The organism is Streptomyces sp. A2-16 (assembly GCF_018128905.1).
Lineage (GTDB): Bacteria > Actinomycetota > Actinomycetes > Streptomycetales > Streptomycetaceae > Streptomyces.
Genome location: NZ_CP063808.1, coordinates 6,610,101 through 6,633,407 on the forward strand (window position 1 = coordinate 6,610,101; position 23,307 = coordinate 6,633,407).

Consider the following 23,307-nt stretch of genomic DNA (forward strand, 5'->3'; position numbering starts at 1 on the left):
GGCAGTATGTCAGGTCGCCTGGATCAGGTCACAGCAGTCCGAGCTGGGTGACGAGCATCGCGATCACCGCGACGAGGGTCCAGCCCGCGACATGCTCGAGGATCTTCGGACCGTCGTCGGGTCCCCCGGTACGGGTGCGGGCGGCGCTGGCGGAGTGTGCGGTCATGGCGTCTCGCTGATCTCGGATGTACTGGTCGGAGTCCCCCCGCCGATCCGTCCACCTTGCCACCCTCGGCGGCTTTTGCGGCCGAGAGCTTGGTCACAGCGAGCGACCCCCGACGGGTGCCGGGGGCCGGTCCAGGACGTCTCAGCGCACGCCCACCGCCTCGAGCGCCTTGCGCTGGCGAGGGCTGGGGCAGGCGGGGAAGTACAGGTAGCAGACGCCTCCGGTGCCGGAGACGACCTTGCCGCTGGCGTTGTACCGCTTGGTGCGCAGCCAGACGTTCTCCCACTCGCGCCGCTTGTAGACGCGCCGCACTTCCTCGTCGCTCGGCGAGGCCGGGTCGTTGGCGATCACATCGCCCTCGGCGGTGAAGCCGATCACGGTCATGAGGTGGCCCGAAGTGCCGTAGCCGGCCCCGGTGAGCTCCTCCTTGAGGAACGACTGGGACGTTATGGCCGGGATGCCGGCCGCGATCAGCGTCTCCAGGTCGGTCAGCGAGCCGAGCCGGGTGACCACGCCCTGGAGGTCCTTGAACGTCGCCGCGTAGGCCGCGTTGAAGGGCCAGTTGCCGCAGCCCGCGTACTGGTAGTCGTAGGTGTACCGGGCCGCGTGACAGACCTGCGGGTCGGCGTACGACGGGTCGACCCAGGCCAGTTGCTCCTTGGTGAGCCGGCCGCCCCAGTACTCGATGATCATCTGCGAGGAGGTGGGACTGCACCAGGCCTCGCCGCCGTTGTCGTACTCCGGGTACTGGCCCTTGTGGATCTCCTGCGAGTAGCGCGGGACGATCAGTTCCCGGGCGAGGCCGGGTGCGGAGGCCGGGACGGTGAAACGGTCCGGGACGTCGGAGCCCATCGCGCCGAGCCGCCAGACGGTCGGCGTGTTCTTGGCGCCCGGCTTGCGGTACAGGGTCAGCCGCAGCCGGTACGACGCCAGGCGCAGCCCGGTCGACGGGTCGTCGATCGCGAAGGTGTCCGTCCAGACGGTGCTCTTGTCGTCGGTCTGGTCGTCGACCGAGGTCCGCCTGATGTCCCCGTCACCGGCCGCCCAGCGGCCCATCACGTACCAGGGGGTGGCCGTGCCGTCCGAGTACGTCCCCTGCAGTTCGATCTGGATCCAGGTGCCGGCCGGGGTGTGGGCGTTCCAGGAGGCGATCACCTCGGTGGAGGGCACCGCGAGCCGGTGGACCGGGGAGGTCCAGGTCGCGTACTCCCAGGTGGCGGAGGTCCCGGTGTGCGGGTCAGTGTACTCGGTGGTGCCGGCGGGGGCGCTGATCACGACACCGGGGCGGCTGCCTGCGACGGCACGGGTGCCCTTCGCGGCGCCGGCGCGCCAGTCGCTGTACGTGATCCACGCGTGGTTGTCGACCGGGCGGTCGGCGGCCTCGTCGGGCACCGCGTCGGCCGCGCTTGCGGCGGCGGCCGCGGGGCCCGCGCCACCGGCCACCGCGGCGGCGACCGCGACGGCCAGAACGGTTCTGCGGGACGGCTGTTCGGCTCTGCTCATGGGTGGGCAAACCCCCAGGTGGTGTCCGAGTCGGGGCGGTTCCAATGCACGGTTGTGGGCCCAACTATGGATGAGGCGACATGCTCCTGCCAGCACTTCGGGCCATGCCACGCCCACGAATATTGGTCTCGTCCACTGGCATGACCTGGGAACCTGTGGTTCCGCGACCGGGGGCGGGCCGTCACTAGACTGGCCGCGCCCCGCCCGCCCAGCCCTCAGGAACACCGTGCGCGACCTCGCCTCCCGGCTCCGCCGTCTGTCCCCGTCCTGCGGCCCGGTCCGTCTGGTCGGAATCGACGGGCACGCCGGATCCGGAAAGTCCACGTTCGCCGGGCAGTTGGCGGACGCCCTCGGCGGCGCACCGGTGCTGCACCTCGACGACATCGCCAGTCACGACGAACTCTTCGACTGGACCGGGCGCTTGCTGAGCGAGGTGATCACACCGCTCGGCCGCGGCGAGACCGCGCGGTACGGCGTCTACGACTGGCACGCCCGCCGCTTCGGCCCGCCCCGCGCCCTGCCGCCCGCCCCGGTGATCCTCCTGGAGGGGGTCGGCGCGGGCCGGCGCGCACTGAGGCCGTATCTGGCACTGCTGCTGTGGATGGATCTGCCCCGCGAGGAGTCCTGGACGCGGGGCCGTGTGCGGGACGGGGCGGAGCTGCGGGAATTCTGGGAGGGATGGGTCGAGGCGGAACAGCGGCATTTCGCCGAAGACCCGTCCCGGCCCTTCGCCGATCTCCTGGTGCGGCAGCGCCGGGAGGGGTACGAGATCGCCACAGGGGCCCCCGAGACCGTTGGACCGGACCGCGATGTCACGCACGGTGACGGCCCGGCATCGATGTGTTGAACCTGTGAAGACCCACTGGTAGGAACTTGCCTGAGTCGCCCAACTCCGCTTGACCGAGGGGCCGTACAGGTCTTACGTTCTCAATGTGCGGCCGTTCGAAGCCGCCCGCAGTCGCGAAGCCCCCGGTTGTTCCCCCGTGATCGGGGGCTTCGTTCTGCCCTCACACGGATTTTCGGACGCCGTGAGGCGCGATTCGCTCACCCTCGGTCACCGCCCGCGGTGCGCCTCATCTGCTCCCACCTCGTCAAACGGCCTGTGCGGCACCCTACGGCGGGCGACACCACCGCAGGTACGATGCCCTCGGTGCGACCTACGGACGACTGCTCTGCGCACCGTTGCAACTGCGGTCCGCGGCACAGCGGTTGGACGAAGGCGGCCACCGGGCGTCGGCCCGGTGGTGACACCACGGGGGCACGGTTTGTGGGGGACGTGATGGATTTCGGCACGCAGGGCCCCGAGGCCCCGGCCGACCTCGCCTGGCTGCGAGGTGTGGACGCCTACACGATGGGCGCCTATCCGCAGGCGGAGGAGGAGTTCCGGGCCGCGGTGCGGATCGATCCCGGGATGGCCGACGGATGGCTCGGACTGCACGCGCTGCGCGTCGACACGACGACCGCGCTGCTCAGGATGTTCCGGCACCGCGAGCGCTTCGGCGAACAGCGCGCCCGGCACCGGCGCTCCCTCAACTCCTGGTACTGGCTGGGCTGGTGGGTGCAACCGGTCCTGGAGAGCCCGCGTGACCTGCTCCTCGCGCACGCCTCGCACTGGCTGGACGGCCGCCATGTCCCCGAGCTGGACCGGGCCCTCGCGGGCCTGCCCCCGGTGGACACCGACCACCAGGTCCGCTTCCTGCACGCCTGCCGGGCCTATCTCGTCAAGGACTGGGAGCAACTGGTCCGGCACACCGACCCGTTGATCGACGACGCCATGCTCGGCATCGAGGCGGGTCTGTTCGGCGGCATGGCCCGGGTCCGCCTGGAGATGTACGGCCAGGCCGAACCCCTGCTCTCGGCGGCCCTGATGCGCTGTCGCAGCGAGCAGCCCCAGCGCAAGGAGCTGCGGTACTGGCTGGCCCGGGCCCACGAGGGCACGGGCCGGTCCGCCGCCGCGCTCCCCCTGTACCGGGCCGTGCACCGCGTCGACCCCGCCTTCATGGACACCTCGGCCCGGCTCGCCGCGATCGCCGAGGGCGACGGGTACGACGACCCGGCCGACCTCGCGTCGATCACGCTCACCGGGTTCGGGCAGGACGTGCTGGAGGGGCCCGACGGGATCGATCCGCTGTTCGGCATGGAGGGGCGCGAGCTGAAGCTCTCCGATCCGGAGCCGCCCACCGGTCCGCTGCCCTCGCTGAGCGACCCGGCCGGACGCGAGAGGTCGGGCGCACCGGCGGGGCCGCTGCCCGCGGGGCCCACCGATCCGGTCTTACTGGAGGAGGCGCTCACCGAGCTGGAGCGCATGGTGGGCCTGGAGCCGGTGAAGCGCCAGGTCAAGGCCCTGTCCGCGCAGTTGAACATGGCGCGCCTGCGCGCCGGGCAGGGCCTGCCGGTACAGCCGCCCAAACGTCACTTCGTCTTCTCCGGGCCCTCCGGCACCGGCAAGACCACGGTGGCCCGCATCCTCGGGCGCGTCTTCTACGCCCTCGGCCTGCTCGGCGGCGACCATCTCGTGGAGGCGCAGCGGGCGGATCTCGTCGGGGAGTACCTCGGCCAGACGGCCGTGAAGGCCAACGAGCTCATCGACTCGGCCCTGGGCGGCGTCCTCTTCGTCGACGAGGCGTACTCGCTCTCCAACTCCGGTTACGGCAAGGGGGACGCGTACGGCGACGAGGCGCTCCAGGTGCTGCTGAAGCGGGCCGAGGACAACCGGGATCACCTGGTCGTGATCCTGGCGGGTTACCCGGAGGGCATGGACCGCCTGCTCGCCGCGAACCCCGGGCTGTCCTCCCGCTTCACGACCCGCGTGGACTTCCCCTCGTACCGCCCCCTCGAACTCACCTCCATCGGTGAGGTGCTGGCGAGCGAGAACGGGGACGTCTGGGACGAGGAGGCCCTGGACGAGCTGCGCTCCATCGCCGGGCACGTGGTGGACCAGGGGTGGATCGACGAACTGGGCAACGGGCGGTTCCTGCGCACGCTGTACGAGAAGAGCTGTGCGTACCGGGATCTTCGGTTGTCCGTGTATCCGGGGATGCTGAGCCGAGACGACTTGTCGACACTTCGGCTGCCGGATCTCATGCAGGCGTACGGAGAGGTGTTGTCGGGGCGGGGGCCGCAGGATCCGTCGGCGATGTGAGTCGTCCGGCTGCGGGCCGGTGGGGCTTCTGGCGCAGTTCCCCGCGCCCCTGAAGGCAGTCCCCACCGGCCCGCAGCCGTAGGACGACCCCTACGACGCCAACGCCCCCTCGCTGCTCCGGGGCTCGGTCACCCGTACCTCCGGCAGCTCCCGGTGCGCAGGGTCACGTACCTCGCCGACCAGCAGTTCCAGTACGTCCTCCAGGGCCACCAGCCCCAGCACCTTCCCGGACCCGTCCGCCACCTGGGCCAGGTGGGTCGCCGCGCGCCGCATCACTGTGAGCGCGTCGTCCAGCGGCAGATCGGACCGCAGTTTCGTCATCGGGCGCCAGATCTGCTGGGGCACCGCCCGCTGCGAGTCCTCCAGGTCCAGTACGTCCTTCACATGCAGGTATCCCATGAACGCACCGTTCTCCGCGGCGATCGGGAAGCGGGAGTACCCGGTGCGGCCGGTGAGTTCGATGATCTGGCCCGGGGTCACCGAGGGGCGGACCGTCACGAGGGAGTCGCGCTTCAGCAGGACGTCCGTCACGGGGCGGGAGCCCAGTTCCAGCGCGTCCTCCAGGCGTTCCTGCTCCTCGGGGTCCAGGAGGCCGGCCTGGCCGGAGTCCTCGACCAGCCGGTTCAGCTGTTCGCTGGTGAACACGGCCTCGACCTCGTCCTTGGGCTCGACGTGGAAGAGCCGCAGGATGGCCGTCGCACAGGCGCCGAGGGCGATGGTGATCGGCTTGCAGAAGCGGGCGAACCAGACCAGCCCGGGGCTGAGCCACAGCGCGACCTTCTCCGGGGCCGCCATCGCGAGGTTCTTCGGGACCATCTCGCCGATGACGAGGTGGAAGAAGACCACCGCGGCCAGGGCGATGACGTACCCCAGCGGGTGGATCATGCCGTGCGGCAGATGGATCCACTCGAAGACCGGCTCCAGCAGCTGCGCGACCGTCGGTTCGGCGACCGCGCCGAGCGTCAGCGAGCACACCGTGATGCCGAACTGGGCCGCCGCCATCATCTGGGGAAGCCGCTCGAGGCCGTACAGCACCTGGCGGGCGCGTGCCGTGCCGAGCGGTTCGATCTGGCTGCGGCGCACGGAGACGAGGGCGAACTCGGCGCCGACGAAGAAGCCGTTGGCGAGCACCAGCAGCCCGGCGAAGAGGAGTTGGAGCACGCTCATCGGGCGGCCTCCATGACGTTGACCGCGGGGACCAGACGGACCAGGCGGACCCGCTCGGCGCGGTAGTGCCCGACCTGGCGCACGGTGAGCCGCCAGCCGGGCAGCTCGGCCCGGTCGCCGACGGCGGGGATACGGCCGAGCAGGTCGGCGACCAGCCCGGCGACGGTCTCGTACGGCCCCTCGGGCACGTCGAGTCCTATGCGCTGGAGGATGTCGACCCGGCAGCTGCCGTCGGCGTCCCAGGTGAGGCGGCCGTCCTCCGGCGGGGCGGCGGCGAGTTCGGGGACGTCCTGACCGTCGTGCTCGTCGCGGACCTCGCCGACGATCTCCTCGACGATGTCCTCCAGGGTGACCACGCCGGCCGTGCCGCCGTACTCGTCGACGACGACGGCGATGGGCTGCTCACTGCGCAGCTGGGCGAGGAGGGGCTGGACGGGGAGGGTCTCGGGCACCAGCAGCGCCGGGCGGGCGATACGGACCACGGGGGTGCGCAGCCGGTCCTGCACCGGGACCGCCAGGGCGTCCTTGAGGTGCACCATGCCGACGATCTCGTCGATCTTCTCGCGGTAGACCGGGAAGCGGGACAGGCCGGTGGCGCGGGTGAGGTTGACGACGTCCTCGGCGGTGGCGGAGGCCTGGAGCGAGCTGACCTTCACACGCGGGGTCATGACGTGCTGCGCGGTCAGCTCGGCGAGCGACAGGGTGCGCACGAAGAGGTCCGCGGTGTCCTGTTCCAGGGTGCCGGCCTGGGCCGAGTGCCGGGCCAGGGAGACGAGCTCGCCGGGGGTGCGGGCGGAGGCCAGTTCGTCGGCGGGCTCGATGCCGAGCGCGCGCACGAGCCGGTTGGCGACCGCGTTCAGGGCGGCGATCACCGGCCGGAACAGCCGGGCGAAGACGTGCTGCGGGCCGGCGACGAAGCGAGCGACCTGCATCGGCTTGGACACCGCCCAGTTCTTGGGCACGAGTTCGCCGATCACCATCTGCACGGCCGAGGCCAGCAGCATGCCGACGACGACGGCCACGCCGGAGACCGCGCCCTCGGGGATGCCGATGGCCGTGAACGGGCCGTGCAGCAGTTCCGCGAGGGCCGGTTCGGCGAGCATGCCGACGACCAGGGAGGTGATGGTGATGCCGAGCTGGGTGCCGGAGAGCTGGAACGACAGCTCCTTGAGCGACTCGGCGACCCTGCGGGCACGTCGGTCGCCTTCCGCGGCCGCCTTCTCGGCGTCCGTGGCTTCGACGGTGACGAGTCCGAACTCGGCCGCCACGAAGAAGCCGTTGGCGAGAATCAGCAGGAACGCCGCTCCGAGGAGCAGCAAGGGGATGGTCATGCCGCCGCCTCGATATGCCGGGAGGGGGCGGCGCAGGTACTACAGGACGATCCGTCCATCGCTGGAGGGAGTCACTCCTCGGGTAGCAGGAACAACGAGAGGCGGAGGCGCAAGGAAAACGCCTCCGCCAACAGATTAATCAAGACAGGGCCGACTGCGGCAGGGTGGAAGCCCCCGAGTCAGCCCTGATCTTCGTCGGAGCGGGCTGTGGAGCGGGCCTCGGCGAGCGCGCGCAGGGCCTTCGCGTCGGCGATGGCCTGCTGCTTCGCGATGCCCGGCTGGATGCCGAGGGCCGGCAGGCTGGTGCCGTCACTCAGGTTCAGGAAGACCCAGGGGTCGCCCGGGCGGAGGTTCACCTGGATGATCTCGGCCCATTCCAGATGCCGCCTGCCGGCGATGTTCTGGACGGTGACCCCGGACTCGTCGGCGACGACCTTCACCCTGGCCAGCAGGAACAGCACTCCGGCGAGCAGGGCCGCGGTGAAGATGAAGCTGAGGCGCTCGCCGGGGCCGAGCTGCTCCAGGAGCAGCGCGATCACCGTGATCGTCACAAAGATCGCGACACCCGCGGTGAGCAGCACGGCCCGGGTGCGGCCCGGCCGGAAGGTGACGGGAAGAGTGGGCGGTTCGGAGGACATGTGCGGCACACCCCTCACAGACGGCAGGCGTGGATGGCCGTCGTCAGGATGGCCCGCGCGCCGATGTCGTACAGGTCGTCCATGATCCGCTGCGCCTCCTTGGCGGGGACCATCGCGCGGACGGCGACCCAGCCCTCGTTGTGCAGCGGGGAGACGGTCGGGGACTCCAGGCCGGGCGTGAGCGCGACGGCCTTCTCGAGCTGCTCGACGCGGCAGTCGTAGTCCATCATCACGTACGTCCGGGCCACGAGGACGCCCTGGAGGCGGCGCAGGAACTGCTGGACCTTCGACTCGGCGGCCTCGTCGGCGTCGGCGCCGGTGCGGCGGATGACGACGGCCTCGGACTTCATGATGGGCTCGCCGAAGACCTCCAGGCCCGCGTTGCGCAGGCTGGTTCCGGTCTCGACGACGTCCGCGATGACCTCGGCGACTCCGAGCTCGATCGCGGTCTCGACGGCACCGTCGAGGTGGACGACGGCGGCGTCGATGCCGTTGTCGGCGAGGTGTCCGGCGACGATCCCCTCGTAGGAGGTGGCGACCGTCTTGCCCTTGAGGTCCTCGACGCCGTTCGCGGTGCCCGGCTTGGAGGCGAAGCGGAAGGTGGAGCGGGCGAAGCCGAGCGGGAGGATCTCCTCGGCGTCGGCCCCGGAGTCGATCAGCAGGTCACGGCCTGTGATGCCGATGTCGAGCTGACCGGAGGAGACGTAGATCGCGATGTCCCGGGGGCGGAGGTAGAAGAACTCCACGTCGTTGACCGGGTCGACGATCCGCAGTTCCTTGGACTCGCGGCGCTGCTGGTAGCCGGCCTCATGCAGCATGTCCGCCGCAGGGCCTGACAGGGAACCCTTGTTGGGGACGGCGATGCGCAGCATGAGGTCGGCTTCCTTTGCTCTCAGGGGTGGTTTCGGCGACTGGCTTACAGGTGGGCGTAGACGTCGTCGAGGGAGATCCCTCGCGCGACCATCATCACCTGGACGTGGTAGAGCAGCTGCGAGATCTCCTCGGCGGCCGCCTCCTTGCCCTCGTACTCGGCGGCCATCCAGACCTCGGCGGCCTCTTCGACGACCTTCTTGCCGATGGCATGGACGCCCTTGCCGACCAGCTCTGCGGTGCGGGAGGTGGCGGGATCGCCGTTGGCGGCCTTGTGCTGGAGCTCGGTGAAGAGCTCCTCGAACGTCTTATTGGACATGGTGGCGCCCACTTTACGCGTAAGCCCGGACCACCTAACGCCACGGTTCAGATACTGAGCGGAGGGTGGCCGCGGTGGCCACCGCGGCGGTCACCGCCTCGTGCCCCTTGTCCTCGTTGGAGCCCTCGAGGCCGGCCCGGTCCAGGGCCTGTTCCTCGGTGTCGCAGGTCAGCACGCCCATGCCGACGGGGACGCCGGTCTCGACCGAGACCTGGGTGAGGCCCTGGGTGACGCCCTGGCACACGTACTCGAAGTGCGGGGTGCCGCCGCGGATGACGACACCGAGGGCGACGATCGCGTCGTAGCCGCGGCCCGCGAGGACCTTGGCGACGACCGGGAGCTCCCAGCTGCCGGGGACCCTGAGCAGGGTCGGCTCGTCGATGCCCAGGTCGTGCAGGGCGCGCAGGGCGCCGTCGACCAGTCCGTCCATCACCTTCTCGTGCCACTGCGCCGCGATGACGGCGACCCTCAGGTCACCCACGTTGCGTACGGACAGCTCCGGTGCACCCTTGCCGCTCACGTTCTCGAACTCTCCTCGAAGTGCTTACTGGTTGCTGCAGGTGGACACCGGGTTGGTGTCCAGCCAGGGAAGGTCGTGGCCCATCCGGTCCCGCTTGGTGCGCAGGTAGCGGAGGTTGTGCTCGCCCGCCTGCACGGGCATCGGCTCCCGCCCTGTGACCTTGAGGCCGTGCCGGAGGAGGGCGTCGGACTTGTCGGGGTTGTTGGTCATCAGGCGCAGGCTGCGGACGCCGAGGTCCTCGAGGATCTGCGCGCCCGCGCCGTAGTCCCGGGCGTCGGCGGGCAGGCCGAGCTCCAGGTTGGCGTCGAGGGTGTCGCGGCCCTGTTCCTGGAGTTCGTACGCCCGCAGCTTGGACAGCAGGCCGATGCCGCGCCCCTCGTGGCCGCGCAGGTAGACCACCACTCCCCTGCCCTCTTCCTGGATGCGCTCCAGGGAGGCGTCGAGCTGGGGGCCGCAGTCGCAGCGCAGGGAGCCGAAGATGTCGCCGGTGAGGCACTCGGAGTGGACGCGGACCAGGACGTCCTCGCCGTCGCCGATCTCTCCGTGGACGAGCGCGACATGCTCGACGCCGTCGACGATCGAGCGGTAGCCGTACGCCGTGAAGGTGCCGTGGGCGGTGGGCAGCCGGGTCTCGGCCTCGCGGCGGACCGTGGGCTCGCTGGTGCGGCGGTAGGCGATCAGGTCCTCGATGGAGATGATCGTCAGGCCGTGCTTGCGGGCGAAGGGGATCAGCTCGGGCAGCCGCAGCATCCGGCCGTCCTCGCCGGCGATCTCGACGATCGCGCCGGCCGGGCGCAGTCCCGCAAGGCGGGCCAGGTCGACGGCGGCCTCCGTGTGGCCGTTGCGGGTGAGGACGCCTCCGTCCTTGGCGCGCAGCGGGAAGATGTGGCCGGGGCGGACGAAGTCGGTGGGCTCGGCGTCGCCGCTCGCGAGGAGCTGGAGCGTCGTCGCGCGGTCGGATGCCGAGATCCCGGTGGTCACACCGTGGGCGCCGGACGCGTCCACGGAGACGGTGAACGCGGTCTTCATCGACTCGGTGTTGTCGTCGACCATCTGCGGCAGCTTGAGCCGGTCCAGTTCGTCGCCCTCCATGGGGGCGCAGATCAGGCCGCGGCACTCGCTCATCATGAAGGCGACGATCTCGGGGGTGATCTTCTCGGCGGCGACGACGAGGTCGCCCTCGTTCTCGCGGTCCTCGTCGTCGACGACCACGATGGGGCGGCCGGCCGCGATGTCGGCGATGGCCTGCTCGACGGGGTCCAGCGCGAAGTCCTCGAACCCGTCGGTGCTGTACAGAATGGGTGCGGCGGTCATGCCGGCGCTCCTTCCATGACGGGCCGCGCGGACTCGCGGGAGCGCAGCCACCAGTCGCGCATGCCCCACAGGACGAGCGCGCCGTAGATGACGTAGACGAAACCGGAGAAGGCGTAGCCGTTGGCGAAGTTCAGCGGGACGCCGACGAGGTCGACGAGGAGCCAGGCGAACCAGAACTCGACCATGCCGCGGGCCTGGGCGTACATGGCGACGACGGTGCCGACGAAGATGTAGGCGTCCGGCCAGGGGTCCCAGGACAGGCTCGGGTAGGCCTTGAAGAGCAGGGCGACGGCGACGGTGCCGACGGCGGCGGCGCCGACGAGGGCGCCGCGCTCGCGCCAGGTGGCGAAGCGGGGGGTGATGTGCCCGTCCCCGCCGTCCTCGGCCCGCCCCTTGTTGCGGTTCCACTGCCACCAGCCGTACAGGGCGACGAGCATGACGACGGCCTGCTTGCCGGCGCTGCCGGTGAGGTGCCCGTAGAAGGCGCCGAAGAGGATGAGGCCGGAGGCGAACTGCACCGGCCAGCTCCACAGGTTGCGGCGCCAGCCGAGGGCGAGGGCGATGAGGCCGAGGATGTTGCCGATCATGTCGGACCAGAGGATGTGCTGGCCGAACAGGGTGAAGGCCTCGGTGTTGAGGGAGTTCACTGTCCCGCCCCCTGGCTGCTCGCGAGCAGGCGCTCGACGTACTTGGCGACGACGTCGACCTCGAGGTTGACCGGGGCGCCGGGCTGCTTGAGGCCGAGCGTGGTCAGGGCGAGGGTGGTGGGGATCAGGCTGACCGTGAAGTAGTCGGGCCCGGCGTCCACGACGGTGAGGCTGATGCCGTCGACCGTGATGGAGCCCTTCTCGACGACGTAGCGCGAGAGGTCCGCGGGCAGCGAGATCTTGATGATCTCCCAGTTCTCCGAGGGCTTGCGCTCCAGGACCTCGCCGGTGCCGTCCACATGCCCCTGGACGATGTGCCCGCCGAGGCGCGCGCCGACGGCGGTGGGGCGCTCCAGGTTGACGCGGGAGCCGACGCCCAGGGCGCCGAGGCTCGAGCGGTCGAGGGTCTCGGCCATGACGTCGGCGGTGAACTCGTCGCCCTCGTGGTCGACGACGGTGAGGCAGACGCCGTTGACGGCGATGGAGTCCCCGTGTTTCGCGCCCTCGGTGACGACGGGGCCGCGCAGTCGGAAGCGACAGGCGTCGCCGAGGTTCTCGACGGCGGTGATCTCGCCCAGCTCTTCGACGATTCCGGTGAACACTTCCCGGGTCCTCCCTGCCTCATTCGGGCACGGACTCCGGGGCTGTCGATGACGACAGAATGAACGAGCGGGAACACCGGGGGCGACGCCGGACGCACTCGTCCCTCAGGACGAACGGATACGGCGGCGCGCACGAATGCCCGCCCGCCGCGCACTGCCTCCCATCCGGACTTTAACCGTCGGTCCAGGAATTTCACCTGGTCAACCGGCCGCTGGAAGCGGCCGGGTCGCGGACTGTAACCGCCGGTTCGGACTTTCACCGACCCCGGAGTGCGCTGCTTCTGGTACAGAGCCAGTGTGCCACGCCCGATCGACGTCCAAAGAGGCGAAGGGTGTGGGGTGGCTCACAGACCGTATCGATGGACTTGTGCGGACCGGCCTCCCAACGGGCGGATGACGCAGATCCATTGACGAAATGGTCTAGTCCTTTTTAGGGTCGCTGTACGTGGACACCCGTAGAGACGGGCCCGGCGGCGGTGATGACGGCCCTTGCCCGCCGCCGGGTCTCCTTCCCGGGTGAGGCACGCCTCTAGCGAGGCGCGAACACGTCGTCCTGAGCGCGGTCCCTCGCCGTCAGCAGGGCTCCGCGCAGCACCGCCCCGCCTCCCAGGACGCCGGCCCGGACCTCGGTGGGCAGCGGTGACATCCGGCGGACCCGGTGCTCCACCCTCGCCGCGAGGTCGGGGCCGCCCGCCTCGCCGACCTCGCCGCCCAGCACCACGCAACCGGGGTCCAGGACCGCGGCGACGGAGGCGACTCCCACGGCGAGGCGGTCGGCGAGCGCGTCGAGGAAGGCCGCCGAGGCCTGGGCCACCGCCTGCCGCACCAGCCCGGCGGCCACCGGCTCGTATCCGTCGCCCTCGGCCGTCAGACCGTGCTCCGTGGCAAGAGCGGCGATCGCCGCCGAGCCCGCCAGGGAATGGAAGCCTCCCTCGCAGTCCGTCGCCGACGGCAGGACGGCCGTGCCCGGCACCGGAAGGAAACCGATCTCCCCCGTGCCGCCCGACGCACCCCGGCGCAGGCTGCCGTCCAGGACGACCGCCGCGCCCGTGCCGTGGCCGAGCCACAGCAGGACGAAGGTGTCCCGGTCCCGGGCCGCCCCCTCGCGCTGTTCGGCCAGCGCCGCGAGGTTGGTCTCGTTCTCGACGTGGACCCGGGTCGCCGGAAGCCGCTCCTGCAGCGCCAGCACCAGCCGCCGGTGCCATGCGGGCAGGCCGCCGGAGTCGCGGAGTTCACCGCTGGCCGGGTCGATCAGTCCGGGGGCGCCGATGCCGAGGGTGTGGAGTTCGGCCACCCCGCCCTCCTTCGCCGCGCGTTCGACCAGCGCGACCGCCTGCTCGACCGCGGGCCCGGTCCCGGTGTCCCCGCCGATGGGCACCGACGCCTCGGTCAGCACCCTCCCCAGCAGGTCGCAGACGACGACGGAGACGCCCTCGGTGCGGACGTCGAGGGCGGCGAAGTGGGCGCGGTCGGCCACGATGCCGTACAGCCTGGCGTTGGGGCCGCGGCGCTGTTCGCCCGACTCCCCGACCACGCCGATCAGCCCGGCGGCGGCGAGGCGCTCGACGAGGTCGGCGACGCTCGGCCGGGACAGTCCGGTGAGCTGCTTCAACTGCCCTGCCGTCAGCGGGCCTTCCTGCTGGAGCAGACGCAGGGCGAGCCGGTCGTTGATGGCCCGGGCGGTGCTCGGGGATGCGGGCATGCCGGGAATCCTCTCAGATCCACGTTGCCGAATAGGCGCTATCTAACAGGCAGGGTTCCTGATAGTTTACGGCGGCAGCAGCGGAACGACGAGGATCCGGGGAGGGGCCCGACAATGAGCGATGTGGTTCAGGCGTCGGCAGAGGTACGGCGGGCCCGGTACGCCGTGGCCGCCGTGTTCGCCGTGCACGGGGCCGTGACCGGTTCGTTCGCGACACGGGTGCCGTGGATCCAGGACCATTCCTCGGTGAGCGCCGGGCAGTTGGGGCTCGCACTGGCCTTCCCCGCGCTCGGCGCGTCCGTGGCGATGCCCCTTGCGGGCCGCGTCAGCCACCGCTTCGGCGCCCGGAACGCCCTGCGCGGTCTGATCACCCTGTGGACGCTGGCCCTGGTGCTGCCCTCCCTGGCCCCCAACCTCCTCACGCTCTGCCTGGCGCTCTTCGTCTACGGGGCGACGGCCGGCATGGCGGACGTGGCGATGAACGCGCTCGGCGTCGAGATCGAGAACCGCCTGGGCCGCTCGATCATGTCCGGGCTGCACGGCATGTGGAGCGCGGGCGCCCTGATCGGCTCGGCGGCCGGCACGCTCGCCGCGCACCTGGGCTCGGACGCCCGGCTGCACCACGCTCTCGCGTCGGCCACGCTCACCCTGCTGGGGCTGCTGTTCTGCCGGTGGGTGCTGGACCTCCAGCCCACCGAGGACGAGGAGCCGCCGCCCCGGTTCGCGCTGCCGCCGAAGTCGGCGCTGCTCATCGGCGCGGTCGGGTTCTGCGCGGTGTTCGCGGAGGGCGCCAGCCTGGACTGGTCGGCGGTCTACCTGCGGGACCGGCTGGAGGCCTCGGCCGGGCTCGCGGCCGCGTGCACCACCGGCTTCACGTTCACCATGGCGATCGCGCGGCTCGTCGGCGACCGGATCGTGGACCGGTTCGGTTCGGTGCGCTCGGTCCGGGCGAGCGGGGCCCTGGCCGTGCTCGGCGGCCTGCTCATCGTCCTCGCGGACCGTCCGGCCGCGGCGATGGCCGGGTTCGCGCTGATGGGTCTCGGCATCGCGGTGGTCGTGCCGCTGTGCTTCGCCGCCGCGGGCCGCAGCGGGTCCAACCCCAGCCTGGCGATCGCCGGAGTCGCGACGATCACCTACACCTCGGGACTGGTCGCCCCGAGCGCGATCGGCACGCTGGCCCAGGCCACCAGCCTGACGGTGTCCTTCGTCCTGGTGACCGTCCTGGCCGGCGGCATCGTCGCCTTCGCGGGCGTGCTGCGCGCCGGCGACCGCGACCGCCCAAGGCTCAGCCCTGCGGCCTCAGCAGTTCCCGAGCGGCGGCCCTGAAGCCGTCGCTCCAGGGGGCGGGACGCAGGGTCGTCGCGTCGAGCCGGACCAGCACCCGGGTGCCGCGCGCGAATGTCGTGGCCCCGTCCGCCGAGCAGAAACGGAAGCCGTAGGTCAGGCCGGTGGTGCCGAGCCGCTCCAGCCACAGGTGGACGGCGTAGGGGCCGGACCGGGTGACGGGGACGTCGTACCCGATGATCAGCTCCTTGACGACGTTGCAGGCATCCCCGGCGCTCACCCAGTCACCGTCGAAGCGGATGCCGCGCTCCTCCCAGAACTCCGTCCAGGCCCGCTCGACGAGCAGCGGGTAACGGGCGTTGTGGAGCATGCCCAGGGCGTCCAGGTCGTCGAAGTGGACGGTGACCGGGATCAGCCGGCCGCAGGACAGGGCGGGGTCGAGGGTGGCTTCGGCGGTCACGGCGGGCTCCTGGGTGCATGGGACAACGATCACTATCCTAAGCGGTCGCTCAGTCCAGGCTCGTGCGGCCTCCGGTGTGCCTACGGCGAGGCCAGGTCATAGGCGTACGACGGGCTGAAGGTGCCCGGTGTGCCCTTGCAGCCGTCCGACTCCCCCGGCAGCTTCACCCACAGGTAGGCGTCGATCCTCGGCTCGCCGGTGTTCAGGGTCGGCGCCCGGCCGATCTTCCGGCCCGCCGGGTCGCACCACTCGCCGTCGGGCGGGGCGCCGTTGCCGTTGCGGCTGGTGTCGATGACGGCGCCCAGGCCCGACGGTCCGGCGAGGGCGTCGAGGACCTGACGGTCGTAGGCGATCTCGGCGGAGGTGACGTGGAAGTTGGAGACGTTGCTGAAGATCCCGTCCGAGGAGGCGGCCGAGGCGGCGCCCGCCTGCTTCAGCAGGGATGCCTGCTTGGCGGCCGGGTGCCAGCCGGAGTGACCGGCGTCGTAGTAGACGCGGGCCCGTGGGTTCGCGGCCTTCAGCACGCGGCCCGCGCGGGCCAGCGAGGCGAAGCGGTCGGCCCTTCCGGCGGCCGAGAGGCAGTCGGACTGGGCGATGGAGTCGGGCTCCAGGACGACGACGACCTCCGCGGAGCCGAGCCCCGCGGCGAACCTGTCGATCCAGGCGTCGTACGCGCCGAGGTCCGGGGCCCCGCCCTGGGAGGCGCCGCCGCAGTCGCGGTCCGGGATCGTGTACGCCACGAGCACCGGGACCCGGCCCTGCGCGGCGCCGCCCGAGGTGACCGCGCGGACCCGGGAGGTGATGCTCGCCGGGGCGTAGTCGGCGAACCAGACCGCGGCCGGCCGGTCCGCGATGCGGGACTCGATGACGTCGGCGCGCCAGTCGCGCGGGTTTCCCTGCACCCAGTCGAGCACCTGGGAGGAGGGGTGGCGGTACAGACGGGTGGAGGGGGCCTCGGCGGGCGGGCGGCTCGCCTTCCGGGGTGACGGCGACGCCTTGGCGCTCGCCTTCTTGGAGGCGGGGGCGGAGACGGAGGGGGACACCGACACCGACGCGGGCCCCGACGGCACCATCGGCGCCGTGCGCACTCCCGTGGAGCCGTCGGCCGACGCCGGTCGCACCGTGTCCGAGCCGTCGCGGTCGCCGAGCGCGGAGTGCATCCCGGTCGCGGTGCCGACGGCGACCACCACGGAGGCGGCCGCGACCATCGCGCCACGGCCCAGGGCACGTCTGCGTGCGGCGCGACGCGCGGCCAGCCGCTGGGCACGTAAGCCTGACACCCTCTCGCTCCCCCCTCGCGCGGCGGGCGTCGGGTTCCCCCGTTCTGGGGAAGCCTCGGGCCCGCCGGTACCCCGGCCAGCGTAGGACTGGGACCCTGCCGACATGGCGCAATTGGAACAGTTCACCACTCCCCTCGACGCGGTCGTCTCCCGTATGCGCGCCCTGGACGAGGAACTTCCCGCGCGGGACGGCGTAGCGGTCTTCAACCGCGTCTACCTCGCCGTCACCGAGGCGGTCGACCGGTGCGTGGACGGGGGCCGGTTCGCGGACGCGCGGGCCGCGATCACGCTGGACGTGCGGTTCGCCGAGCGCTATCTCGCGGCGGTGGACGCGGTCGCCCGCGAGCACCGTCCGCCGGCCTGCTGGCGCCCGCTGTTCCAGTTCCGTCGTCATCCCGGCGTACGACCGCTTCAGTTCGCGCTCGCGGGCATCAACGCGCACATCGGGCACGACCTGGCGCTCGCGGTGGTGGACACCTGTCGTAGCCTCGACTGCGAACCCGCCGACGTGGAGGACGAGTTCGACCGCGTGGGTGATCTCCTCGTCTCGCTGGAGGAGCGCATCCGCGAGGATCTGATGCCGGGCCCCGACCTCCTCCAGATCGCCGACCCGCTCACCCATCTGCTGGGCTCCTGGAGCCTGGAGCGCGCCCGCGACGCGACCTGGACCGCGGCCCGCGCTCTGTGGGCGCTGCGCGGACTGCCCGACGTGGCCGGGGAGTTCACCGAGCGCCTGGACACGGCGGTGGGGTTCGCGGGCCGCATGCTGCTCACGCCGCTGCCGGACTGAGCCGACTTGGAGCGGCCGCGGGCCGCCGGGAGCTAGTCCTCGGGGAGTTCGACCGGCGCGATCTCCTCGTACACGTCCCCCGGGCCCGGGTTGGTCGCGTCGGTCTCGCCGCCGAAGTGGTGCATGACGCCCCACACCGCGTTCAGCGCTGTCTGGATCGCGCCCTCGGCCCAGCCGGCCGTCCAGGAGATGTCGTCGCCGGCGAGGAAGATGCCCCGCTTGTCCTCGGGCAGCGTGTCCTGCATGAAGTGGGTGAACAGGCGCCGCTGATAGCGGTAGTGGCCGGGCAGGTTCGCCTTGAACGCGCCCATGAAATAGGGCTCGTTCTCCCAGGAGACGGTCACCGGGCTGCCGATGATGTGCTTCCTGATGTCGACCTTGGGGTAGATCTCGCCGAGCGACTTCAGCATGACCTCCATCCGCTCGTTCGCGGACAGCGGCAGCCACTTCAGGCTGTCGTCGCACCAGGTGTAGGAGAGGCAGATGACGGCGGGCCTGTCCGGGCCGTCGTCGAGGAGGTACGTCCCGCGCGTCATGCGGTCGGTGAGCGTCATCGACATGACGTCCCGGCCGGTCTCCTCGTCCTTGTCGAGCCAGAACGGCCGGTCGACCGGGACGAACAGCTTGCTCGACTCCATGTAGTGGGTGCGCTCGATCGCCGTCCAGTGGTCGATCGGGAAGAGCGAGTCGTCGCACGCGATCTTGGAGAGCAGCATCCAGGACTGGGCGGTGAAGATCGCCGCCGCGTAGGTGCGGATGTCCCCTCCGGCGTCCGTCACGGTGATCCGGTTGCCGGCGGTGCGATGCAGCCGGGTGACGGCGGGCCGGGGCTCGCCGTTCGTGTGCAGGCTCGCCAGCGAGGTGCCGTACGCCCAGTGGACGATCTTCTCCGGCGCGCGCTCCCACAGCCTGAGCGGCAGCTGCTGCGAGCCGCCGACGATCCCGCGGTGATGGTCGTCGGCCTCCGTGTAGACGACGCGCAGGATCTCCAGGATGGAGTTCGGGAAGTCGGTGTCCCAGCCGCCGGTGCCGAAGCCGACCTGGCCGAAGATCTCGCGGTGCCGGAAGGACCGGAAGGCCTCGGAGTCGCAGAGGAAGCCGTAGAAGGTCTGGTTGTCGAGCTTCTCGACGAGCCGCGCCCAGATCTCACGGATCCGCGGCACGTCCCGCTCGCGCAGGGCGCGGTTCATGTCGGTGAAGTCGGCGCCCTCTTCGAGGCACCTGTTCCAGGCCTCGGCGACATCGCGGTAGACCTGCGGGAGGTCGGCGACGGTCTCCGCGTAGTGCGACTCGCCCTTGAGGTCGACGACCGTCGAAGGGGTCGCCTCCGCAAGGGGGTTGGGGAAGGGGCGGGTCTCGAGACCGACGAGGTCGATGTAGTGCTGGAGGGCGGTGGAGGAGGGCGGGAAGCGCATGGCGCCCATCTCGGCGGTGAGGCCCTGGGTGCCCTGGCCCTCGAAGCCCACGGTCCGCAACCGGCCGCCGATCCGGTCGGCCTCGTACACGACCGGCTTGAGGCCCATCTTCATCAACTCGTACGCGGCCACGATCCCGGAGAGGCCGCCGCCGATCACCGCGACCTCGGTGCCGTGCTCGGTCGCCGGGATCTGGCCGAGGCCTGCCGGGTGGGCGAGGAAGTCGTCGTAGGCGTACGGGAAGTCCGGTCCGAACATGGTGATCGGCGGCTGCTGCTCGTCTGCGTGCTCGACGGCGTTGGGCACGGTGGACGTCATGGGGTACGGACTCCTAGAAGCGGTGAGGGTGGTTCAGACGTCGGGCTCGGGCGTCGGGCGTCAGGCGTCAGGCATTGACGTCGGTCGGGCGAGGGACCCGTAGAGGCCGGGCCTGCGGTCCGTGAGGTACGGGTTCGCGGCGCGGGACGCGGCCAGGAGAGCGGGGTCGGCGTCGGCGAACACCAGCTCCTCGCCGTGCCCGGCGCGGGCGCGGGCCACCCCGTCGGGGCCGGCGAGCACGGAGAGCCCGACGAACTCGAACTCCCCTTCCCGGCCGACCCGGTTGACGTAGGCGACGTACATCTGGTTCTCCCAGGCCCGCACGGGCACGAGGGACTCGGCGACGAACTGGAACGGGTGCATCTGGGCCGTCGGCACGATCAGGAGGTCGGTGCCGGCGAGGGCGTGGGCGCGGACGTTCTCCGGGAACTCGACGTCGTAGCAGATCATGAGGCCGACCGTGAGTCCGCCCAACTCGGCCTGGACCACCGGCTGTTCACCGGGCTCGAAGTGGTCGCGCTCGAAGCAGCCGAAGAGGTGCGTCTTGCGGTAGCCGGCGAGCCGGGCGCCGTCCGCGGAGATCAGCTGGACGGAGTTGAAGACCTTGTCGGCCTGGCGCTCGGGATACCCGTAGGCGATCGCGATCCCGTGCCGCTCGGCGATCTCCGCGACCGCGTCCGCCGACTCGCCGTCGGCCGCTTCGGCGAGGCGGGCGATGTCGTCGCCGATCGCGTAGCCCGTGAGGAACATCTCGGGTGCGGTCAGCAGCGCGGCGCCCGCGGCGGCGGCCCGGCCCGCGGCCTCGTCGAGAACCTTGAGGTTCCCCTCGACGGAGCCGGGGCGGCCGGAGCTCTGGAGCAGGGCGGTGCGCATGCGTGATCCTCACCGGGCGGAGGTGGATGTGGGGGGCCGTTGGAGGGGCCATGTAGACGGTACGGGCGCCTCACCAGGGCGGACAAGGAGAAGCCGTTGCGCGCCGGTAAGCGCTTTGTTGCGTGTAGGGGCCGCCGACCGGCGATTCATTGCGTACGCCCCGGCCGCGCACCGGGCGATCACCGCGCACGGCTCGGCGGGACGGCATCCCGGGCTGTCGCCGCGCCCGGCTTGGTCGCCCCCCGCACCCCCACCACCACCGCCGTCACCAGATACGGCACGGACAGGACCACGAACACCGTGCTGTGTGCCAGGGACGCCCCGAGCAGGGTGTAGAGACCGAACACGGCGACCGTGACCAGCTCCGTGCCCAGGCTCGCCACCGAGGTCAGCGTGGCGCGGCGGGCGTCGTCGATGCGGTGCTGGAGGCGGACGTCGACCAGCACTTCGGCCAGCTGGAAGCCGGCGAAGGCGAGGCCCACGAGGGCGATGCCGGCCGGGCTGCGGACACCGGCGCCCACGGCCAGGGCGAGCGCGGCGCCCGCGATCAGGACGGCGAGCCCCCGGGTGCCGAGGCGTTCGGCCGGCCCGGCGAACAGGCTGCCGACGGTCACCGACGCCCAGACCAGCAGGACCAGGTACGGCACGGTCGCGTCGGCCACTCCGAGGTCGCGGATCAGCAGCGAGACGTACTCGTCCAGCGCGCCCCACACCGCGGCGACCGCCGGGACCAGCAGCAGGGCGCCCTGGACGGCCCGGTTGCCGCGGGCCTCGTCGAGTCCGGCCCGCAGGGTCGCCGACCAGCGTGTGTTCCCCTTCCCGGCCGGTACCCGGTGTTCCGGGAGCCGGGTCGCCGTCGCCGCCGCCAGCAGACAGGCCAGGACGCTCGCGGCGCCCACGGCCGGGTAGCCGCCGAGGGCGAGGACCGGTCCGGCCAGGCCCATCGCCGCGACCGTGGCCAGCAGCCGTGCCGCCCGGGTCCGCCCCATCACGCGCGCGTACCGCTCGGTGGCCCCGAGCCGTTCCAGCTCGTCGTAGACCAGGGCCTCCAGCGAGCCGGAGCCGAGCGCTCCGCCGGCTCCCCACAGGACGAAGCCCAGCGCGAAGGCGCCGTACGACGGCACGGTCACCCAGAGCGTGAAGCCGACGGCCGTGAGCAGCGGGCCGATCCACAGCAGCCGGCGCCGCGAGACGGTGTCCGCCCAGGCGCCGGAGGGCACCTCGATGACGACGGCCGTGAGGGACCACAGGGCGAACAGCGAGGAGATCTGCCAGAGCGGCAGACCGGTGTCGGCGAACAGCAGCGCGTACACCGGGTAGAGCAGGACGAGGTCGTCGAGGAACGCGTAGCCGTACAGCGTGGTCGTCAGCCGGCGGACGCCGGTCGCGGGCACACGTGCGGGTGAGAGTGTCATGGGGCCTTCCCGGAAGGGCGGTTCGGACGTCGTCGGAACGGCGTCCGAGGCGGCCCTCGGGAGGCACGGCTGGTGGATCAATGTCGCCAGGTCATGACACCGATGCTAGACAGTTCCAGCCCCGCCGCCCAGCGAAAATGTGGTGATCACCGCGGCATGGTCGGACGGCCAGTCGTTGTCCGCCACGTCCGGCAAGGTCCGCGGGGTGCCGCAGACGTAGGTCCGCGAGTCGAGGACCCCGAGGCCCCGGTGCAGCACGAAGTCGATCCGGTCCTGCGGCTCCGGGTGGGCGTGCACCGGCGACCAGGTGTGCCCGGGGTCCCGCGCGGGGTCCGGGTGGGCCTCCCGGTAGGAGTCGCGAAAGCCCGCCTCCTCGGCCGCCCTCGTCACCGGCCACTCGGTGTCCGGCCAGTCCAGGTGGGAGGGGCAGTTGAAGTCACCGACAAGGACGACCGGCACGGTGTCGCCGATGCGGCGCAGGGTGTCCCGCATCTGGGCGAGCCGCACCTCCTCGCGGGCGAGCGGCTCGGACTCGTACGGCCCGTAGTGCTCGGAGTCGAGGTGGGCCGTCCAGACCTCGACCTCCCGCTCCCCCACGGCGATCCGCGCGCCGGCCGCCCCGTAGAACCCGACGTCCGGGTCACCGAGCGGGGCCGTGACCGGGAAGCGGCTGATGATGCCGAGGTTGGTCCCGGCCCGGTGGTGGTGCCAGCCCAGCGCCTCGGCGAGTTCCTCGGCGGCGCTGCCGTACGTCTCCTGGAGCCCGACCACGTCCACGTCGGTCTCGGCGATGACCTTGAGCTGCTTGGCGCGGTGGTCGTGGACCTTGGTGCCGCCGTACCAGAGGTTCCAGCTCATCACGCGGAGCCGGCGGGGCAGCAGGGCGCGCAGTGCGGACGGGGTCACGGTCTCGAGGCTGTCCTCGACGGCCCGGCCGGGTGCCGCCTCGATGGGGGCGAGGGAGGGCACGGCGAGCACCGTGCAGCCGGCCGCCTCGGCGGAGGCGACGCCGGTCGCGGTGTCCTCGACGGCCACGCAGGCGGCGGGGTCGGCACCGAGGGCACGGCAGGCGGCGAGGTAGGGGTCGGGGGCGGGCTTGGTGTGCTCGGTGTCGTCGGCGGTGACCGAGACGGCGAAGCGGTGTGCGCCGAGGACTTCGAGGACGGTGTCGGCGACGGAGCGGGGGGAGGCGGTCACCAGGGCGGTGGGAATCCGTTCCGCGGCCAGGGCGTCGAGCAGGTCGAGCGCTCCGGGGCGGGGCACCACCCCGGAGCGGACGCGGTCGGCGAACTCCCGGTGCAGGGTTTCGGCGAGGTCGGCGGCCGCGGCGCCGGTGGCCACGGCCAGCCAGGCGGCGGTGTGCTCGACCGGGCGGCCGAGCACGTCCGGCCGGTCCGCCTCGGTCAGGGCCCGTCCGGCGACCTGTTCCACCGCCTCCCACCAGAGCCGCTCGGTGTCGACGAGCGTGCCGTCCATGTCGAACAGGACGGCCGCCAACAAGGCGTCGGAATGATGACCCGCAAGGCTTTCCACGGAAACCTTCTCTTTCTT

Annotated in this window: 22 protein-coding genes and 1 riboswitch; of the genes, 4 read left to right on the forward strand and 18 right to left on the reverse strand. The window is 71.6% G+C overall.

The window, feature by feature from the left end; genetic code table 11:
• Window positions 1-28: 28 nt before the first annotated feature.
• On the reverse strand, window positions 29-166 hold the full coding sequence (locus tag IOD14_RS29640) for an SCO1431 family membrane protein (protein ID WP_123987877.1): 138 nt from the start codon (window positions 164-166) through the stop codon (window positions 29-31).
• A 141-nt stretch (window positions 167-307) separates the two neighbouring features.
• Window positions 308-1,669, reverse strand: a complete 1,362-nt coding sequence (locus IOD14_RS29645; RefSeq protein ID WP_123987878.1) for a peptidase C39 family protein — start codon at window positions 1,667-1,669, stop codon at window positions 308-310.
• Window positions 1,670-1,895: 226 nt separating this feature from the next.
• Between IOD14_RS29645 and IOD14_RS29650 the strand changes: the two genes are divergently transcribed.
• Window positions 1,896-2,516 (forward strand): hypothetical protein, encoded by a 621-nt coding sequence (locus IOD14_RS29650; RefSeq protein WP_212672016.1) that lies wholly within the window; start codon window positions 1,896-1,898, stop codon window positions 2,514-2,516.
• 432 nt (window positions 2,517-2,948) lie between these two features.
• The gene (locus tag IOD14_RS29655) at window positions 2,949-4,811 is read left to right on the forward strand and encodes an AAA family ATPase (RefSeq protein ID WP_123987879.1); all 1,863 of its coding nucleotides are present in this window, start codon (window positions 2,949-2,951) and stop codon (window positions 4,809-4,811) included.
• A gap of 90 nt (window positions 4,812-4,901) precedes the next feature.
• On the opposite strand, the gene IOD14_RS29660 is transcribed toward IOD14_RS29655, so the two are convergent.
• The 10 genes from IOD14_RS29660 to IOD14_RS29705 form a co-directional block, all read right to left on the reverse strand.
• Entirely contained in the window at window positions 4,902-5,978 is a 1,077-nt protein-coding gene (locus IOD14_RS29660) for a hemolysin family protein (RefSeq protein WP_212672017.1), read from the reverse strand.
• Window positions 5,975-7,309: a hemolysin family protein gene (locus IOD14_RS29665; protein ID WP_212672018.1), complete on the reverse strand. Its 1,335-nt coding sequence runs from the start codon at window positions 7,307-7,309 to the stop codon at window positions 5,975-5,977. The genes IOD14_RS29660 and IOD14_RS29665 overlap by 4 nt, the downstream gene beginning before the upstream one ends.
• 179 nt (window positions 7,310-7,488) lie before the next feature.
• On the reverse strand, window positions 7,489-7,947 hold the full coding sequence (locus IOD14_RS29670; protein WP_123987888.1) for a PH domain-containing protein: 459 nt from the start codon (window positions 7,945-7,947) through the stop codon (window positions 7,489-7,491).
• 14 nt (window positions 7,948-7,961) lie between these two features.
• Window positions 7,962-8,819, reverse strand: coding sequence for an ATP phosphoribosyltransferase (gene hisG / locus IOD14_RS29675; protein ID WP_123987889.1), 858 nt, complete (start codon window positions 8,817-8,819; stop codon window positions 7,962-7,964).
• A 44-nt stretch (window positions 8,820-8,863) separates the two neighbouring features.
• Window positions 8,864-9,136 (reverse strand): phosphoribosyl-ATP diphosphatase, encoded by a 273-nt coding sequence (locus IOD14_RS29680; protein ID WP_020117406.1) that lies wholly within the window; start codon window positions 9,134-9,136, stop codon window positions 8,864-8,866.
• 34 nt (window positions 9,137-9,170) lie between these two features.
• Window positions 9,171-9,656, reverse strand: coding sequence for a 6,7-dimethyl-8-ribityllumazine synthase (gene ribH / locus IOD14_RS29685; protein ID WP_020128903.1), 486 nt, complete (start codon window positions 9,654-9,656; stop codon window positions 9,171-9,173).
• 24 nt (window positions 9,657-9,680) lie between these two features.
• The gene (locus IOD14_RS29690) at window positions 9,681-10,970 is read right to left on the reverse strand and encodes a bifunctional 3,4-dihydroxy-2-butanone-4-phosphate synthase/GTP cyclohydrolase II (RefSeq protein ID WP_123987890.1); all 1,290 of its coding nucleotides are present in this window, start codon (window positions 10,968-10,970) and stop codon (window positions 9,681-9,683) included.
• The gene (gene pnuC / locus IOD14_RS29695) at window positions 10,967-11,617 is read right to left on the reverse strand and encodes a nicotinamide riboside transporter PnuC (protein WP_212672019.1); all 651 of its coding nucleotides are present in this window, start codon (window positions 11,615-11,617) and stop codon (window positions 10,967-10,969) included. The genes IOD14_RS29690 and pnuC overlap by 4 nt, the downstream gene beginning before the upstream one ends.
• Window positions 11,614-12,219 (reverse strand): riboflavin synthase, encoded by a 606-nt coding sequence (locus IOD14_RS29700; RefSeq protein ID WP_123987892.1) that lies wholly within the window; start codon window positions 12,217-12,219, stop codon window positions 11,614-11,616. Before IOD14_RS29700 ends, pnuC begins: the two co-directional genes overlap by 4 nt.
• A 147-nt stretch (window positions 12,220-12,366) precedes the next feature.
• Window positions 12,367-12,497, reverse strand: a riboswitch (FMN riboswitch).
• 251 nt (window positions 12,498-12,748) lie between these two features.
• A complete protein-coding gene (locus IOD14_RS29705) occupies window positions 12,749-13,921 on the reverse strand; it encodes an ROK family transcriptional regulator (protein ID WP_212672020.1) in 1,173 nt (390 codons plus the stop codon).
• 114 nt (window positions 13,922-14,035) lie between these two features.
• On the opposite strand from IOD14_RS29705, the gene IOD14_RS29710 reads away from it, so the two are divergent.
• Window positions 14,036-15,247 (forward strand): MFS transporter, encoded by a 1,212-nt coding sequence (locus IOD14_RS29710; protein WP_212672021.1) that lies wholly within the window; start codon window positions 14,036-14,038, stop codon window positions 15,245-15,247.
• On the opposite strand, the gene IOD14_RS29715 is transcribed toward IOD14_RS29710, so the two are convergent.
• Together IOD14_RS29715 and IOD14_RS29720 are read right to left on the reverse strand one after the other, a co-directional pair.
• Window positions 15,207-15,665, reverse strand: a complete 459-nt coding sequence (locus IOD14_RS29715) for a thioesterase family protein (protein ID WP_212672022.1) — start codon at window positions 15,663-15,665, stop codon at window positions 15,207-15,209. The genes IOD14_RS29710 and IOD14_RS29715 overlap by 41 nt on opposite strands.
• 80 nt (window positions 15,666-15,745) lie before the next feature.
• Window positions 15,746-16,873: a glycoside hydrolase family 6 protein gene (locus IOD14_RS29720; RefSeq protein WP_212673428.1), complete on the reverse strand. Its 1,128-nt coding sequence runs from the start codon at window positions 16,871-16,873 to the stop codon at window positions 15,746-15,748.
• Window positions 16,874-17,048: 175 nt separating this feature from the next.
• On the opposite strand from IOD14_RS29720, the gene IOD14_RS29725 reads away from it, so the two are divergent.
• Entirely contained in the window at window positions 17,049-17,735 is a 687-nt protein-coding gene (locus tag IOD14_RS29725) for a DUF5995 family protein (RefSeq protein WP_123987896.1), read from the forward strand.
• Between the two features lie 32 nt (window positions 17,736-17,767).
• Here the strand turns inward: IOD14_RS29725 and IOD14_RS29730 are convergent, their stop codons facing one another.
• The 4 genes from IOD14_RS29730 to IOD14_RS29745 form a co-directional block, all read right to left on the reverse strand.
• Window positions 17,768-19,468 (reverse strand): NAD(P)/FAD-dependent oxidoreductase, encoded by a 1,701-nt coding sequence (locus IOD14_RS29730; RefSeq protein ID WP_123987897.1) that lies wholly within the window; start codon window positions 19,466-19,468, stop codon window positions 17,768-17,770.
• A gap of 60 nt (window positions 19,469-19,528) precedes the next feature.
• A complete protein-coding gene (locus IOD14_RS29735) occupies window positions 19,529-20,341 on the reverse strand; it encodes a carbon-nitrogen hydrolase family protein (RefSeq protein WP_123987898.1) in 813 nt (270 codons plus the stop codon).
• 179 nt (window positions 20,342-20,520) lie between these two features.
• On the reverse strand, window positions 20,521-21,756 hold the full coding sequence (locus IOD14_RS29740; protein ID WP_212672023.1) for an MFS transporter: 1,236 nt from the start codon (window positions 21,754-21,756) through the stop codon (window positions 20,521-20,523).
• A 105-nt stretch (window positions 21,757-21,861) separates the two neighbouring features.
• Window positions 21,862-23,289: an HAD-IA family hydrolase gene (locus IOD14_RS29745; protein WP_282959528.1), complete on the reverse strand. Its 1,428-nt coding sequence runs from the start codon at window positions 23,287-23,289 to the stop codon at window positions 21,862-21,864.
• Window positions 23,290-23,307 lie beyond the last annotated feature (18 nt).

Coding starts and splice junctions, on each gene's coding strand:
- IOD14_RS29670 (WP_123987888.1), bottom strand. CDS start 7,947: ATGTCCTCCGAACCGCCCACTCTTCCCGTCACCTTCCGGCCGGGCCGC.
- IOD14_RS29710 (WP_212672021.1), top strand. CDS start 14,036: ATGAGCGATGTGGTTCAGGCGTCGGCAGAGGTACGGCGGGCCCGGTAC.
- IOD14_RS29720 (WP_212673428.1), bottom strand. CDS start 16,873: ATGGTCGCGGCCGCCTCCGTGGTGGTCGCCGTCGGCACCGCGACCGGG.
- IOD14_RS29705 (WP_212672020.1), bottom strand. CDS start 13,921: ATGCCCGCATCCCCGAGCACCGCCCGGGCCATCAACGACCGGCTCGCC.
- IOD14_RS29690 (WP_123987890.1), bottom strand. CDS start 10,970: ATGACCGCCGCACCCATTCTGTACAGCACCGACGGGTTCGAGGACTTC.
- IOD14_RS29645 (WP_123987878.1), bottom strand. CDS start 1,669: ATGAGCAGAGCCGAACAGCCGTCCCGCAGAACCGTTCTGGCCGTCGCG.
- hisG (WP_123987889.1), bottom strand. CDS start 8,819: ATGCTGCGCATCGCCGTCCCCAACAAGGGTTCCCTGTCAGGCCCTGCG.
- IOD14_RS29740 (WP_212672023.1), bottom strand. CDS start 21,756: ATGACACTCTCACCCGCACGTGTGCCCGCGACCGGCGTCCGCCGGCTG.
- IOD14_RS29725 (WP_123987896.1), top strand. CDS start 17,049: ATGGCGCAATTGGAACAGTTCACCACTCCCCTCGACGCGGTCGTCTCC.
- IOD14_RS29640 (WP_123987877.1), bottom strand. CDS start 166: ATGACCGCACACTCCGCCAGCGCCGCCCGCACCCGTACCGGGGGACCC.
- IOD14_RS29680 (WP_020117406.1), bottom strand. CDS start 9,136: ATGTCCAATAAGACGTTCGAGGAGCTCTTCACCGAGCTCCAGCACAAG.
- IOD14_RS29655 (WP_123987879.1), top strand. CDS start 2,949: ATGGATTTCGGCACGCAGGGCCCCGAGGCCCCGGCCGACCTCGCCTGG.
- IOD14_RS29665 (WP_212672018.1), bottom strand. CDS start 7,309: ATGACCATCCCCTTGCTGCTCCTCGGAGCGGCGTTCCTGCTGATTCTC.
- IOD14_RS29660 (WP_212672017.1), bottom strand. CDS start 5,978: ATGAGCGTGCTCCAACTCCTCTTCGCCGGGCTGCTGGTGCTCGCCAAC.
- IOD14_RS29735 (WP_123987898.1), bottom strand. CDS start 20,341: ATGCGCACCGCCCTGCTCCAGAGCTCCGGCCGCCCCGGCTCCGTCGAG.
- IOD14_RS29730 (WP_123987897.1), bottom strand. CDS start 19,468: ATGACGTCCACCGTGCCCAACGCCGTCGAGCACGCAGACGAGCAGCAG.